The 15,024-nt window shown below is 68.8% G+C and carries 14 protein-coding genes; 12 read left to right on the top strand and 2 right to left on the bottom strand.

The window, feature by feature from the left end; all coding sequences use genetic code 11:
• Positions 1 to 70: 70 nt before the first annotated feature.
• The 4 genes from A5780_RS14995 (at position 71) to A5780_RS14980 (ending at position 5,614) form a co-directional block, all read left to right on the top strand.
• Positions 71 to 1,015 (top strand): NADP-dependent oxidoreductase, encoded by a 945-nt coding sequence (locus A5780_RS14995; protein WP_064908734.1) that lies wholly within the window; start codon positions 71 to 73, stop codon positions 1,013 to 1,015.
• Positions 1,016 to 1,170: 155 nt separating this feature from the next.
• Complete coding sequence (locus tag A5780_RS14990; protein ID WP_064908733.1) at positions 1,171 to 2,682, top strand: aldehyde dehydrogenase family protein; 1,512 nt, start codon at positions 1,171 to 1,173, stop codon at positions 2,680 to 2,682.
• 21 nt (positions 2,683 to 2,703) lie between these two features.
• Positions 2,704 to 3,819 (top strand): NDMA-dependent alcohol dehydrogenase, encoded by a 1,116-nt coding sequence (locus A5780_RS14985; protein WP_064908732.1) that lies wholly within the window; start codon positions 2,704 to 2,706, stop codon positions 3,817 to 3,819.
• Positions 3,820 to 3,928: 109 nt separating this feature from the next.
• Entirely contained in the window at positions 3,929 to 5,614 is a 1,686-nt protein-coding gene (locus A5780_RS14980; RefSeq protein ID WP_064908731.1) for a sigma-54-dependent Fis family transcriptional regulator, read from the top strand.
• A 76-nt stretch (positions 5,615 to 5,690) separates the two neighbouring features.
• Here A5780_RS14980 and A5780_RS14975 read toward each other — a convergent pair whose 3' ends face one another.
• Complete coding sequence (locus tag A5780_RS14975; protein WP_231982959.1) at positions 5,691 to 6,494, bottom strand: SAM-dependent methyltransferase; 804 nt, start codon at positions 6,492 to 6,494, stop codon at positions 5,691 to 5,693.
• Between the two features lie 349 nt (positions 6,495 to 6,843).
• On the opposite strand from A5780_RS14975, the gene A5780_RS14970 reads away from it, so the two are divergent.
• From A5780_RS14970 to A5780_RS14935, 8 genes are all read left to right on the top strand, one after another.
• Positions 6,844 to 7,974: a 4Fe-4S dicluster domain-containing protein gene (locus tag A5780_RS14970; protein ID WP_064908754.1), complete on the top strand. Its 1,131-nt coding sequence runs from the start codon at positions 6,844 to 6,846 to the stop codon at positions 7,972 to 7,974.
• Positions 7,961 to 8,470, top strand: coding sequence for a Crp/Fnr family transcriptional regulator (locus A5780_RS14965; protein ID WP_064908729.1), 510 nt, complete (start codon positions 7,961 to 7,963; stop codon positions 8,468 to 8,470). Before A5780_RS14970 ends, A5780_RS14965 begins: the two co-directional genes overlap by 14 nt.
• Before the next feature lie 41 nt (positions 8,471 to 8,511).
• Entirely contained in the window at positions 8,512 to 9,321 is an 810-nt protein-coding gene (locus A5780_RS14960) for an FAD/NAD(P)-binding protein (protein ID WP_064908753.1), read from the top strand.
• On the top strand, positions 9,321 to 10,094 hold the full coding sequence (locus A5780_RS14955; protein WP_063017225.1) for an oxidoreductase: 774 nt from the start codon (positions 9,321 to 9,323) through the stop codon (positions 10,092 to 10,094). Before A5780_RS14960 ends, A5780_RS14955 begins: the two co-directional genes overlap by 1 nt.
• The gene (locus tag A5780_RS14950; protein WP_064908728.1) at positions 10,078 to 11,370 is read left to right on the top strand and encodes a Ni/Fe hydrogenase subunit alpha; all 1,293 of its coding nucleotides are present in this window, start codon (positions 10,078 to 10,080) and stop codon (positions 11,368 to 11,370) included. Before A5780_RS14955 ends, A5780_RS14950 begins: the two co-directional genes overlap by 17 nt.
• Positions 11,367 to 11,858: a hydrogenase maturation protease gene (locus A5780_RS14945; protein ID WP_064908727.1), complete on the top strand. Its 492-nt coding sequence runs from the start codon at positions 11,367 to 11,369 to the stop codon at positions 11,856 to 11,858. The genes A5780_RS14950 and A5780_RS14945 overlap by 4 nt, the downstream gene beginning before the upstream one ends.
• A 90-nt stretch (positions 11,859 to 11,948) precedes the next feature.
• Positions 11,949 to 12,761 carry an alpha/beta fold hydrolase gene (locus A5780_RS14940; protein WP_063014171.1) on the top strand — a complete coding sequence of 271 codons (813 nt, stop codon included), beginning with the start codon at positions 11,949 to 11,951 and terminating at the stop codon, positions 12,759 to 12,761.
• 74 nt (positions 12,762 to 12,835) lie between these two features.
• Positions 12,836 to 14,002 carry a SpoIIE family protein phosphatase gene (locus tag A5780_RS14935; protein WP_064908752.1) on the top strand — a complete coding sequence of 389 codons (1,167 nt, stop codon included), beginning with the start codon at positions 12,836 to 12,838 and terminating at the stop codon, positions 14,000 to 14,002.
• Here A5780_RS14935 and A5780_RS14930 read toward each other — a convergent pair.
• Positions 13,989 to 14,846, bottom strand: coding sequence for an aldo/keto reductase (locus tag A5780_RS14930; protein WP_063014170.1), 858 nt, complete (start codon positions 14,844 to 14,846; stop codon positions 13,989 to 13,991). The genes A5780_RS14935 and A5780_RS14930 overlap by 14 nt on opposite strands.
• Between the last annotated feature and the right edge of the window lie 178 nt (positions 14,847 to 15,024).

Raw genomic sequence — 15,024 nt, 5'->3', positions numbered from 1 at the left:
TCAAAGCACTGCTACCGTGACGGATGTGCTTCGAACTCGAAGCACATCACATCGAGAGTGAGGCACCACGATGAAGGCGGTTCGATTCCACGAGTACGGCGATCCCGAGGTCCTTCGCTACGAGGACGTCGACCGGCCGGTTCCCGGTCCCGGCCAGGTCCGGGTGCGCGTCGCGGCGACATCGTTCAACGGCGTCGACGGCAATATCCGCGCGGGATTGATGCAGGGCCCGATGCCGCTGGCCCTGCCGCACATCCCCGGCCTGGACGTCGCCGGAACCGTCGACGCGCTCGGCGAGGGCGTCGACGAGCCGAAGGTCGGTGACCGGGTCGTCGGCTTCCTGCCGTTCACCGACGACGGCGCCGCGGCGGAGTACGTGCTCGCCGCTGCGCGGAGTCTGGCGGCGGCGCCGGCGAGCGTCCCGCTCGCCGATGCGGCCGCGCTACCGCTGGTCGGACTCACCGCGTGGCAGGCGCTGTTCGACCACGCCGAACTGAAGCCCGGGCAACGGATCCTGATCAGTGGCGCCGGGGGAGCCGTGGGTGGTTATGCGGTACAGCTGGCCAAGGCGGCCGGCGCCCATGTGATCGCCACCGGTAGTCCGCGCAGCCGCGAGCGCGTCGAGGCGCGGGGCGCCGACGAGGTCGTCGACCACACCACCACCGAGGTGACCGCGGCGGTGACCGAGCCGATCGACGTCCTGCTCAACCTCGCACCGATCGATCCGGCCGAGTTCGCGGCGCTGGCCGGACTGGTCCGCGACGGCGGCGTCGTGGTCGGCACCACCGTGTGGATGCCCGCCCCGGCCGACGCGGCGCGCGGCGTGCGTGCCGTCGACGTCTACGTCCGCAGCGACGCGCGGCAACTGGCGGAACTCGTTGCGCGCGTGGACCTTCGCGCGTTGATCGTCGATGTCGACGAGCGTGTCCCGCTGGCAGAGCTGGCATCGGTGCACACCCGGGCGGCCGCGGGAACGTTGCGGGGCAAGGTCGTCGTCCTCCCGGCCGCGGACTGACTGCGCCGGACCGGCGGGGAGACGACACCGACGGGTGCCGGCGCGGGACCGCTGCCGGCCGGCTCACGCCGGGTGTTCAGAAACTGGACACTTCCCGATGCTCAATCCATCCCACTATGGCTTGCATCACATCAGGTTGTAGCCAGGAGGTTTCGATGACGGTCGTCTCCGAGTTCCCGGTCCGAGCGGACGTTCGGGCGGTACTCAGCGGTCGAAAGCAGTTGCTGATCGACGGCGAATGGACCGATGCCCAGTCGGGTCGGACATTCGCGACGCACAATCCCGCCGACGGCGGTGTGCTGGCGGAGGTGGCCCACGGCGAGGCGGCCGACGTGGACCGCGCCGTCCGCGCCGCCCGCCGCGCCTTCGACAACGGGCCGTGGCAGTGGATGAAACCCAATGAGCGCGAACGGCTGCTGTGGCGGGTGGGCGATCTTCTCTCCGAACGCGCGGAGCAGTTCGGCGAACTCGAGGCGCTGGACAACGGTAAATCCGCGGCGGTCGCCACCGTCGTCGACACCGCGTGGGCGGCCGACGTCTTCCGGTACTACGCGGGCTGGGCGACCAAGATCGTGGGCAGCACGGTCGATGTGTCGATGCCGTTCGCGCCGCCCGGCAGCCGGTTCCACGCGTACACCCTGCGCGAGCCGGTGGGGGTCTGCGGGCTGATCGTGCCGTGGAACTTCCCGCTGTTGATGGCAGCCTGGAAGCTGGCCCCCGCGCTGGCTGCCGGAAATACGGTGGTGCTCAAGCCCGCCGAGCAGACTCCGCTGACCGCGCTGCTGCTGGGAGAGGTGTTCCAGGAGGCCGGATTCCCGCCCGGCGTGGTCAATATCGTGACCGGATTCGGCGATGCCGGCGCCGCCCTGGCCGCGCACGACGGCGTCGACAAGGTCGCCTTCACCGGATCCACGGAGGTCGGCAAGTTGGTCGTCGACGCTGCCAAGGGCAATCTGAAGAAGGTGTCGCTGGAGCTGGGCGGCAAGAGCCCCAACGTCGTGTTCGCCGACGCGGATTTCGAGGCCGCGGTCACCGGCTCGCTCAACGCCTGGCTGTTCAATCACGGCCAGTGCTGTGTCGCGGGGACGCGACTGTATGTGGAGGACAAGATCTTCGGCGATTTCACCGCCGCGGTGGCCGAGGCCGCCTCGCGGGTGAAGATCGGTCCCGGCTTGGACCCGTCCACCGAGCTGGGCCCGCTGGTGTCACAGGAGCAGTTCGACCGCGTCACCGCCTATCTGCAGGCCGGCCTCGCCGACGGGGCGAAGGCGCTCACCGGCGGGGGCCGCCACGGCGACACCGGATACTTCGTGCAACCGACCGTATTCATCGACGTGCGGCCCGAATTCAGCATCGTGCGCGAGGAGATCTTCGGCCCGGTCGTGGCGGCGCTTCCGTTCGACGCCGACGAAGGGATCGCGGCCGCCGCGCACCAGGCCAACGATTCGATCTACGGCCTGGCCGCGGGCATCTGGACCCGTGACATCTCCAAGGCCCACCGGGTGGCCCGCGAGCTGAAAGCCGGCTCGGTGTGGATCAACCAGTACAACGGCTTCGACACCGCGATGCCCTTCGGCGGTTACAAGCAGTCCGGCTGGGGCCGTGAACTCGGCCCGGACGGCCTGGACCTGTATTTGCAGACCAAGTCGGTCAACGTCGCCCTCTGATTCCAGCGCAGGAGAACTTTCGTGAAGACAACAGCAGCAGTACTCGTCGAGCCCGGCAAACCGTTCGAACTGATGGAACTCGACCTGGACGGGCCCGGCCCCGGCGAGGTCCTGATCCGCTACACCGCAGCCGGACTGTGTCATTCCGACCTGCATCTCACCGACGGCGATCTGCCGCCGCGCTATCCGATCGTCGGCGGGCACGAGGGCTCGGGAATCATCGAGGAGGTCGGTCCCGGCGTCACCAAGGTCGCTCCCGGCGACCACGTGGTGTGCAGTTTCATTCCCAACTGCGGCACCTGCCGGTACTGTTCGACCGGCCGGCAGAACCTGTGCGATATGGGTGCGACCATCCTGGACGGCTGCATGCCCGACGGGACGTTCCGATTCCATTCCGGCGGAATGGATTTCGGTGCGATGTGCATGCTGGGCACCTTCTCCGAGCGGGCGACGATCTCCCAGCATTCGGTGGTGAAGGTCGACGACTGGCTGCCCCTCGAGACCGCGGTCGTCGTGGGTTGCGGGGTGCCGACGGGGTGGGGCAGCGCGGTCTACTCGGGCAATGTGCGCGCCGGAGACATCACCGTCGTCTACGGCATCGGCGGGCTGGGCATCAATTCGGTGCAGGGCGCCGTCCATGCCGGGGCCAAGTACGTCGTGGTGGTCGACCCGGTCGGCTTCAAACGCGAGACGGCGCTGAAAATGGGTGCCACCCATGCCTTCTCGACGTTCGAGGAGGCGGCCGAGAAGGTCGCCGAACTGTCCTGGGGGCAGGGCGCCGACCAGGCGATCATCACCGTCGGCACGGTGACCGAGGAGGTCGTGTCGGCCGCCTTCGCCGTCATCGGCAAGGGTGGGACGGTCGTCGTCACGGGCCTGGCCGATCCGGCCAAGCTCACCGTTCACGTCTCCGGCGCCGAGCTGACCCTGAACGAGAAGACCATCAAGGGCACGCTGTTCGGATCCGCCAACCCGCAGTACGACATCGTGCGGCTGCTGCGTCTCTACGACAGCGGCCAGTTGAAGCTCGACGAGCTGATCACCACGCGATATTCGCTCGAAGACATCAATCAGGGCTATCAAGACCTGCGCGACGGCAAGAATATCCGTGGTGTGGTGATCCACGCCGGATCGTAGGTCCGCCCCGCGGCCGCCGCCACGGTGGCGGCCGCGGTCCCCGCCCGGGAGCGTGGCAGGCGAACCGCGGCCGACGTGGGTATGCCCGGCAGACAGGAGGTAGCACCGGATGGCGACATCGCAGTGCGGCGAGGCGACGGCGTCGGCGCCGCGCCGGGAGATCGAGCTGTCGTGGCGGCGCTCGAAGCTGTCCGGCGTACCACCCGAATTCGACGGATTCCCCGATCTGCCCACGGTGGAGGTCGATCCGCGCAGCCGGCTGCTCGAGGCCGCGCGGCCGGTTCTCGATCAGATGGCGGTCGCCCTCGCCGACACCGCCTACAGCCTGCTGCTCGCGGATCGCGAGTGCCGGCTGGTCTACCGGTGGTTCGGCGATCCGCGCTTCGAGCAGGCGCTGGACACACTGGGCATCCGGAGCGGAACCAGCCTCGCTGAGGACACCTTCGGCACCAATGCGCTGGGTACCGCGCTCGAAACCCGCCGCGGCATCGCCGTCAACGGCTCCGAGCACTACATCGAGCGCTTCAAGGGATTCACCTGCTACGGTCACCCGATCCTGCATCCGGTCACCCGCCGCCTGGTCGGCGCCTTGGACATCACCAGCACCAACACCCACGCCGATCCGCTGCTCGGCCCGTTTCTGCAGCGGGCGGCACAGGATATCGAACAACGGCTGCTGGATCAGGCCAAGGCGTCCGAACGTGCGCTGCTGGCCGCGTTCCAGACCGTTTCCCGGCAGCGGCGCGCCATCGCCGCGGTCGGTGACGACATCGTGCTGACCAACAAGAGCGCGGTGGATCTGCTCGGCCCGTCCGACTACGCGCTGTTGCGCCTGCTGGCGGAGCGGACCGCCGCACATCCGCGCGTCACCGAGGTTCGGCTCGCGTCCGGTGCGGCGGTGCGCATTCATCTGTCCCAGGCGCCCGGCGCCGGCACCGGCATGCTGTTCCACTTCGAACCCCTCGAAGAGGCCGCGACCGTGACCAGGGTGCCGGCGGGCACCACCGGGCACCGGGCGCTGGAAGGGGCGACGGGACCGGTTCTGATCGTCGGCGAACGAGGCTCCGGCCGCAGCAGCGAGGCTCGGCGGCTGGCGCGCGGCGCAGACGTGGAATTCCATCAATGCGCGGACGTCGCGGCGGACGGCGCCCAGCACTGGATCGACAGGCTGCGGGAGAACTTGTCCGGCCCCGGTGGCGCCGTCTGCGTCGACGGGGTCGATGCCCTGCCGGAGCCGGTGGTCGACCAACTGATCGATGCGATCGACGCCGCGCGCGGGCGCAGAGTGTTGCTCACCTCGCTGCCGCTGCGCACTACCCACGGCGCGCATGCCGCGCTGGCGGCCAGGTGTGTGCAGCGGGTGGACGTGGCGCCGCTGCACGAACGCGTCGCCGAACTGCCCGCGATCACGAAAACCCTGCTGCACGAGCTCGATCCGTCCGCCGATGTGCGGTTGCTGCCGAGCGTGATCGAATTGCTCGCCACCCACCCGTGGCCCGGCAACCTGCACGAACTCAAGGCCGTCCTGGCGCATGTGCTGCGGCATCGCCATCGCGGGGACGTGACGGTAGCCGACCTGCCGGACCGTTACCGCGTGTCCTCGCGGGCCCGCCGCCTTTCCGGTCGCGAGCGCGCCGAGCGCGATGCCATCGTCGAGGCGCTACGCCGCAATCAGGGCAACAAGCTCAAGACGGCCCACGAACTCGGCATCAGCCGCACCACGCTGTATGCCCGGCTCAAGGCGCTGCGCATCACCGACGGCCGATCGTCGCTCGGCCGTCCCGCGTGCCGATAGCGCGGGACGGCGTTCGGGAGCAGCTGCCGCCGAAACGGTTGCGGCACAGCCTGTTCCGGACGATGCGGGGACCGGGCTACTTGCGTGCGACGGCCGCGTAGGCGGACACCTGCACGTCCATCTTCTTCGCGGGTGCGACACCGTCGGGGCGCCAGCGGTGCGGCACCTCGACACCCAGTTCGATCAGCTCCATGCCGTCGAAGAAGCGCGCGAACTCGTCGCGGCTGCGGACCTGGCACGGCAGACCGCTGCGGCGGTAGATCTCGACCACCGTCGCTATCGCCGTCGGATCGAAGTCCGGGGTGACATGCGTCATCACCAGGTACGAGCCGGGCACGAACCGCTTCATCAGCGTCTCGATGATCCCGTAGGCGCCGTGCTCGTCGGGCACGAAATGCATCAGCGCGTTGAGGCTGACCGCGACCGGCTGGGTCAGGTCCAGCGTCTCGTGCAATCCCGGGGCGTCGAGAATCGCTTCGGGGGTGGTGACGTCGGCGGAGATGTAGTTGGTGCGTCCCTCCGGGGAGCTGATCATCAACGCCCGGGCGTGGACGAGCACGATCGGATCGTTGTCGACGTAGACGACCCGCGAGTCGGGGGCGACCTGCTGGGCCACCTGATGCAGATTCGGCTCGGTGGGGATACCCGTTCCGATATCGAGGAATTGACGAATCCCCGCGTTCGCCAGGAACCGTGTCACACGGTGGATGAACGCCCGGTTCTGCTGCGCGGCCACCCGCACTCCGGGCCAGGTCGCCACGACCTTCTCGGCCGCTTCCGCATCCGCGCTGTAGTGGTCCTGGCCGCCGAGGTAGTAGTCGTACATGCGGGCAGTGTGGGGCTGGTTCTGTCGCAGGTCGACAGGGGAGCCGGATTCCACGTCGCAATCCTTTCCGAGACGAAGCGGCAACGGCGATATGCGGAGTGCCGTGTCGAACGTGTTGCGGGCAACGGGAATCGGCGACCGAGGCCGATTCCCGCACGCGGCGAAAGTCTACCCGGCACCCTCGGCGCGAATCCGGTTCTCGGCGATCTCGTGGCCCGGCCGGTCGACGATCCGGCGCCGTGGACCACCGAGGACAACGGCGCCGGTTGCCGTGGATGGATCCGATTCGGGCCTTCCGGCCCCCCGGCCGGGACCTTCGGCGCTCCCGGTCGGGCACCCCCGCGACGAGGCTGGAATGCGAACCGGCGACGAATACCGACTCTGCGGCGAACAGAGGCTCCACATGACCATCGGCGACAACGTGACGATCGACCGGGCGGGCCTGGATCGGCTCGTCACCGTCCTCGTCGAGCACGAATACCGGGTCATCGGCCCGCAGGTCCGCGATGGGGCGATAGTCCTCGACGAGCTCGATTCGGGCGCCCGGCTGCCCGGGGGCTGGGGTGTGCACACCGAGCCGGGGCGATATCGGCTGTTCCGGCGCGACGACGAAGCCGTCTTCTCGCATTCGGCCGGCCCGGGATCGTGGAAACAATTCCTCCAGCCGCCTCATCGCCGGATCGCCCGGTTCGACGCGGATCTGAATTCCGAACCGGTGCAGGATATTCCGACGCCGACCGCATTTCTCGGAGTGCGCGGCTGCGATATGGCCGCGATCGGCGTGCTCGGGCAGGTGCTCGGCGGCGGCGCCCATCCCGACTCGGCGTTCGCGGCGCGGCGCCGGGAGCTGTTCATCATCGGCGTGAACTGCACCGAGCCGGGCGGCGTGTGCTTCTGCGCATCGATGCACACCGGTCCGGACGTGTCCTCCGGCTACGACCTCGCCCTCACCGAACGCATCGACGACACCGGGCACCGGTTCCTCGTCGACGTGGGTACCGAGGCGGGTGCGCGCATCGCCGCCGAACTGGTCGGCGAACCGAGTTCGGAGGCGGAGATATCGGCGGCGCGAGCCGAGGTCGCGGCGGCGGCGGACCGGATGGGACGCAGCATGCCGGATGTCGATGTCCGCGACGTGCTTCGCCGCTCCCGCGAATCGCCACACTGGCAGGACGTCGCGAGCCGCTGCCTCACCTGCGCCAACTGCACCATGGTGTGTCCCACCTGTTTCTGCACCACCACCGAGGACGTCACCGATCTCACCGGCACACATGCCGAGCGCTGGGAGCGGTGGGCCTCGTGCTTCGAACTCGACTTCTCCCATCTGCACGGCGGCAGTGTGCGGCAGTCGGGAGAGAGCCGGTACCGGCAGTGGCTGACCCACAAATTGAGTACCTGGTACGACCAATTCGGCAGTTCCGGTTGCGTGGGGTGCGGACGCTGCATCGCGTGGTGCCCCGCGGGTATCGACCTGACCGTCGAGGTCGCCCGCCTGGCGGAAACGGCCGAAGGAGGCGAGGATGACCACCGCTGAGGAACTGTCAGCCTTCGCGCCGCTCGCCACGCTGGACCGCGGCAAACTCGGCACGCTCGCGCGAGCCGGGCGAAACGTCCGCTATCCCGCCGGGCAGCGGCTGATCACGGAGGGCCGCCGAGCCGACCGATGCTGGCTTCTCCGATCGGGATGTGTAGCCGTGGACGCGACGCTTCCCGGCCGCGAGCCCTTCGTGGTGCAGACCCTCGGACCCGGTGATCTGCTCGGATGGTCATGGCTCGTGCCTCCCTACCGCTGGCATTTCGGCGCCGTCACCACCGAGCCCGTGCAGGCGATCGAATTCGATGCGGCCCGCCTGGCCGACATCGCCGATGCCGACCCGAAATTCGGCTACACGCTTACCTTGCTGCTCTTCGAGGCGCTGGTGGAGCGGCTGCAGGCCACCCGGGCGAGGTTGCTGAACCTCTACCGCAATCCGGGCGAGGCGGCCACGACCGCCCCGCTGCGCCGGGGGGAGAGCGGAGGTGGGCGGTGAGCAGCGCGCCGGCCGCCGCCGTGGTCGCCGACCCGGACACCATGCTCCGTTATCGGGTGGTCGAGCGCATCGCGCAGACCGCCGATACCGCGACCTTGATCCTCGCCCCGATAGCTGATGCGGCACAACGGTTCCGGGCCGGCCAGTTCATGATGCTCTACCGATTCGGGGTGGGCGAGATCGCCATCTCGGTCAGCGGAAATCCCTGTGCCGCAGACAATTTCCTCGAGCACACCATCCGCTCGGTCGGTGCGGTGAGCTCCGCGCTGTACGACTCACCGCCCGGTGCCGTGATCGGGGTGCGCGGGCCGTTCGGCACCGGATGGGATCTCGATTCCGCCGTCGGCCGCGATCTGGTCGTCGTCGGCGGTGGAGTCGGGATGGCGCCGCTGCGTCCGATCGTGCTGGAGGCGCTGGCGCGGCGAGCCGAATACGGCCGGATCGTGCTGATCACCGGCGCGCGAACCCCCGGTGAGACCCTCTTCCGGGACGATCAGCGCGCATGGCAGGCCGACAGCCGGCTCGAGCTGTACCGGACCGTCGATCACCCGGCTCCCGGCTGGACCGGAAGGGTCGGCTTCGTCACCGAACCCCTCCGCGCGCTCGTCGTCGATCCCGCGCGCACCACCGCATTCCTGTGCGGGCCGGAACCGATGATGCGGTTCTGCGCGCAGACGCTGATTCGGCACGGCGTGGCCCGCGGCGACATCCGGCTGTCGATGGAGCGCAATATGCAGTGCGGCGTGGGCCGATGCGGCCACTGCCAGCTCGGGCCGCTACTGATCTGCCGGGACGGTCCCGTCGTCGACTACGCGGTGGCCGGACCGCTGATGACGGTACGGGAGTTGTGATGACCGTCCCGACACTCGCGGTATGGAAGTTCACCTCCTGCGACGGCTGCCAGCTCACCCTGCTGGACTGCGAGGACGAGCTGCTGACGCTCGCGGGCCGGATCCGGATCGCGCATTTCACCGAGGCGTCCAGTGCGGTCGAACCCGGGCCCTACGACGTGTCGCTGGTCGAGGGATCGGTCTCCACGCCCGAAGAGGTCGATCGGATCGCCGAAATCCGTTCGCAGTCACGCATTCTCGTCACGATCGGCGCCTGCGCGAGCCACGGCGGCATCCAGGCACTGCGCAACTTCGCCGATATCGGCGACTTCACCTCGATCGTGTACGCGAGCCCGGAGTACATCTCGACGCTGGACACCGTGACCCCGATCGCCGCGCATGTGCGAGTGGACTACGAACTGCGCGGCTGCCCGATCGACCGCCGCCAGCTCCTCGACACCCTCTGCGCCCTGCTGGCCGGTCGCGCACCCGATCTGCCCGACACCAGTGTGTGCACCGAATGCAAGCGCCGCGGCAATACCTGCGTCATGGTCGCCGACGGCATACCGTGCCTGGGCCCGGTCACCCAGGCCGGCTGCGGCGCCCTGTGCCCGTCGTATCACCGCGGCTGTTTCGGATGCTTCGGGCCGATGGCCCGCCCCAATATCGGTGCGCTGCTTCCGATCCTGCGCGTCAACGGCATGTCCTACGACGATGTCGATCGGGTGTTCGCCACATTCGCCGCGGCCGCACCGCCGTTTGCGGAAAGGGGGCGAGATGAGCCACCGCAGTAGGCGATTGACGGTGAATTCGCTGGCTCGGGTGGAGGGCGAAGGAGCCCTGCGGGTCGTCGTCGAGGGCGACAAGGTCACCCGCGCGGAATTGAACATCTACGAGCCGCCACGGTTCTTCGAGGCGTTCCTGCGGGGCAGGGCCTACACCGAGCCGCCCGATCTCACCGCCCGCATCTGCGGAATCTGCCCGGTGGCCTATCAGACCAGCGCGTGTAACGCACTCGAACAACTCTGCGATATCCGCCTCGACGCGCCGCTGGCGGCGTTGCGGCGGCTGTTGTACTGCGGTGAGTGGATCTCCAGCCACGCCCTGCACATCTACCTGCTGCACCTGCCCGATTTCCTCGGCTATCCCGATGCCGTCGCGCTGGCCGCCGACCACCGGGAACTGGTGGAACACGGTCTGGCGGTGAAGAAGGCGGGCAACAGCCTGCTCGAACTCGTCGGGGGTCGCTCGATCCATCCGATCAACGTCCGGATCGGCGGCTTCTACGCGGTACCGGATCGGGCCCGGTTCGATCCGATCGCCGAACAGCTGCGTCGCGCGCGGGACTACGCCGTCGAGACCGCCGCATTCGCCGCGGGATTCGACTTTCCCGACCTCGAACTCGACCACGACCTGCTCGCCCTCACCGCGCCGGACGGGTACGCCATCGAAGACGGCACCCTGCGCAGCGATACCGGAACCTCGTTCACCGCAGCCGATTTCGGTGCGCACGTCGTCGAAGGGCAGGTGCCGCATTCCACCGCGTTGCACGCCCGGTTGGACGGCCGGCGCTACCTCGCCGGGCCGCTCGCCCGCTACAGCCTCAACTCCGCGCAGCTGTCACCGCTGGCCCGCGAGGTCGCGGCGGCCGCGGGCCTGCGCGCGCGGTGCCGTAACCCCTTCCGCAGCATCCTCGTTCGCGCCGTCGAACTCGTCTACGCCCTCGACGAAGCGCTCCGGCTGATCGACGACTACGAGCGACCCGCGCGACCGGCGGTCCCGGCGCGGCCGCGTGCCGGTGTCGGCCACGGCGTCAGCGAAGCTCCCCGCGGAGTGCTCTACCACCGATACGAAACCGACGACGCCGGAGTCGTCGGCGCGGCCACCATCATTCCGCCCACCTCGCAGAATCAGGCCGCGATCGAGGACGACCTGCGCCGGGTGGTCGAGGCCAACCTCGGACTGGACGATGCGGCACTCACCCACCTGTGTGAACGCACGATCCGCAACTACGACCCGTGCATCTCCTGCTCGGCGCACTTCCTCGAGCTCGACCTGGTCCGCCGATGACCGGACCGCGGGCCGTGGTGATCGGCGTCGGGAACGACTACCGCCACGACGACGGCATCGGCCCCGCCGTGGCCCGTCGCCTCGAATCGCTGCGCATCCCCGCCGTCAGAGTGGCGCAGTGTGACGGCGAACCCACCGGCCTTCTCGACCTGTGGGCCGGTCTCGAGCTCGCGGTGGTCGTGGACGCGGTTCGCTGCGATCCCCCGGCTCCCGGGCGGGTGTGGCGCACCACGGTCGAGGACCTGCGCGGGTGCCCTCGCGCCGCCGGTTCGCACGCGCTCGGCGTTGCGGACGCGCTGCCGCTCGCGCGAGTCCTGGGCCAGGCCCCGGCCGAACTCGTCGTCGTCGCGGTCGAGGCACAGTGCCTCGATCCGGGTGTCGGCCTGTCCGGCCCGGTAGCGGCGGCCGTCCCGGACGCCGTCGCGGCCGTGCTGAGCGAACTCGCCCGCCTCGGGCTGCGCCCGGCCGGAGCAGGGCCGCCGGACTGAACGTGCACCGCGTCCGGTGCCGGTGAGGGCTTCGGCACGCGCGGCCCCGAGGAGAAGGTCGGCCCGGCGTCGGCGTGGTAAGCATGTCGGGTGGCAGTGCGTGACAGGAACAACGTGGTCGTCCTCGGCCCGGCGGAGGGGCCGACGCTGCTGCTGGCGCACGGATTCGGCTGTGATCAGAACATGTGGCGCCTGGTCACCCCGATCCTGGCGCGGCGTTTCCGGGTGGTGCTGTTCGATCATGTCGGTTCGGGCCGCTCGGATGTCCGGGCGTGGTCGGCCGACCGGTACGGCGACCTGCACGCCTATGCCGACGACATCATCGATATCTGTGCCGAGCTGGATCTGCGTGATGTGGTGCTGGTCGGCCATTCCGTGTCGGCGATGATCGCGGTGCTGGCGGCGAATCGGGCGCCGGAACGGTTCGCGAAGCTGGTGCTGGTGACGCCCTCCCCGCGGTATATCGACGACGGTGACTACCGCGGTGGATTCAGCCGCGCCGATATCGAGGAATTGCTCGACGCCCTCGAGGCCAACTATCTGGGCTGGTCGGCGTCCATGGCCCCGGTGATCATGGGCAATCCGGACCGGCCGGAACTGGGCGCCGAGTTGACGGAGAGTTTCTGCCGGATGGATCCGGCGATCGCGCGGGTTTTCGCGCGGGCCACCTTCCTGTCCGACAATCGTGCCGACCTGCGGCAGGTGAGCGTGCCGACGCTGATCCTGGAAACCGCGCAGGATCCGATCGCCCCGCGCGAGGTGGGCCGATTCGTTCACGACCGGATCCGGGGCAGCGAACTGGTCACCCTCGACGCCACCGGGCACTGCCCGCAACTGAGCGCCCCCGAACTCACCGCCGCCGCCATCGAAGCGTTCGCGAGCCGGACCGCGGCAAGCCGATGATGATGTGCGGGCAGGGCGAGTCCGGCCGTCGCGACAGCGAGCGGTCACCCGATGCCGACCCCGCCTTCTCGGCGATGCTGGAGGACAGCGCGGAGGACCTCTACGACAACGCGCCGTGCGGATACCTGTCCACCCTGATGGACGGCACGATCGCCAAGATCAACAGCACCCTGGTGGGCTGGCTGGGCTACGAGCGGTCCGAGCTGATCGGCCGCCGCGCATTCACCGATATCCTCGCGGTGGGCGCGCGCATCTACTACGAGACCCATATGGCGCCGATGCTGGCCATGCACGGTCACGTCAACGGCCTGGCTCTCGACCTGCGCTGCGCCGACGGGACGAGGTTGCCGGTGCTGGTGACGTCGGTGGTGAAACGCGGCTCCGACGGCACCGCGCAACTGATCCGCACCACGGTCTTCGATGCCCGCGAGCGCCGCGCCTACGAGCAGGAGCTCCTGCGCGCTCGCCAGGCCGCCGAGCATGAACGAGAGCGGGCGTTCACCCTGGCCGCCACCCTGCAGCGCAGTCTGCTGCCGTCCGAACTGCCGGCGGTGCCGGGTATGCAGGTCGCCGCCTACTACCATCCCGCGTCCGCCGACGAGGTCGGCGGCGACTTCTACGACCTGTTCCCGCTGACCCCCGACACCTGGGGATTCTTCCTGGGCGACGTCTGCGGCAAAGGCGCCGACGCCGCGGTGGTGACGTCCTCGGCGCGATACACGATGCGCGCCGCGGCGGTCTACGACCCGGACCCCCTGGCCGTGCTGGCACACCTCAACACGGTGTTGTGCCGCGAATTCGACACCGGCACAACGGGTTTCTGCACCGTGGTCTACGGCTCCGTGCGCCCCACTCCCACCGGCGCGACGCTCACCCTGGCCGCCGGCGGGCATCCGCCACCGGTGCTGATCCGGGCCGAGGGCGCCACCGAATTGCTCGAGACTCCGGGCGGCATGCTGGTCGGCGCACTTCCGGATGCGGTATTCGCCGGGCGCGCAGTACATCTCGCACCCGGCGATACCCTGCTGCTCTACAGCGACGGCCTCACCGAGGCCCGCGTCCGCGGTCGCGAACGCCTCGGTGAGGAACGTCTTCGCGAATTCATCGATGCCCTCGGCCCGGTCTCGGCGCCCGCGCTGATCGCCGCGTTGACCGAGCTGCTCGCGGGATTCGACGGCGTCGACGACGACACCGCCCTGCTCGCACTCGGCATCCCGCCCACCGCGGCTACCGACCGCTGAAAACCGGGAACCTGCCGGACTCGCCGTAATCCTGGAACTGCTCCATGTTCCGCAGCGCCCGCATGTCGTCGTCGGCGATCACGAAATCGACCTGGGCGTTGCTTCGCATGTGATCCGGGTTCGCCGTTTTCGGCAGCGGGAGCGTGCCGAGTTGCAGGGTGTAGCGGATGCACAGCTGCGGCACGGTCACTCCGTAGCGGTCCGCCATCGCGGCGAGGTCCTGATTCTCGAGTATTTCCCCGTGCGCGATGGGGGAGTAGGCCTCCACGAGGATGTTCTCGTCCTCGCAGTAGGCGATGAGGTCGGCCGGAGTGTTTCCGACGTGCACGAGCAATTGATTCACTTGTGGCGCGACGGTGCAGGCCGAGAGGATGTTGTCGAGGTCGTGCTGTTCGAAGTTGGACACGCCGATGGACCGCAGCTTGCCCGCTCGATACGCGTCCTCGAGGGCGCGCCAGGCCTCCCGATTGCCCTCCGCGTAGTCCCCGCCCCGGAAATCGGCCCAGGGCTGCGGACTGTGGATCAGCATGAGGTCGATGTGGTCGAGTCCCATCGTTTCGAGCGAACGATCGATGGCGGCGGCCGCGTCGGGGTAGTTCTTGATTTCCGCCGCCAGTTTGCTGGAGACGAACAGATCCTCACGCGCGACGCCGCTGGTACGGATCCCTTCCCCGACGCCGCGTTCGTTTCCGTACGCCTGCGCGGTGTCGATATTGCGGTATCCGATGTCGACGGCGTCGGCCACCGCCCGGGCCGCTTCGTGGTCGTCGATGAACCAGGTGCCCAACCCCAGCTTGGGCACCCGCACACCGTTGGACAGCGTGTACGTCTCGTTCAGAACCATCGATTTCCACTCCTTCGGTCGTCGAATAGATTGCGGGAGAGAGTTTTTCGATCGGTCGCGCGCAGATACGGCCCGGCAGCAGGACAGCAAACATTCGCCTATGGCCGTCGACTACCCACTGCGGCCCGGCTGTACCGCCGCCGACATCGGCGGGGGCCGACGGCAGTGTCACCTTCAT

The organism is Nocardia sp. 852002-20019_SCH5090214 (assembly GCF_001665865.1).
Classification (GTDB): domain Bacteria; phylum Actinomycetota; class Actinomycetes; order Mycobacteriales; family Mycobacteriaceae; genus Nocardia; species Nocardia nova.
The sequence above is the reverse complement of the archived record's forward strand: the minus strand, read 5'-3'. Positions and strand labels throughout refer to the sequence as shown.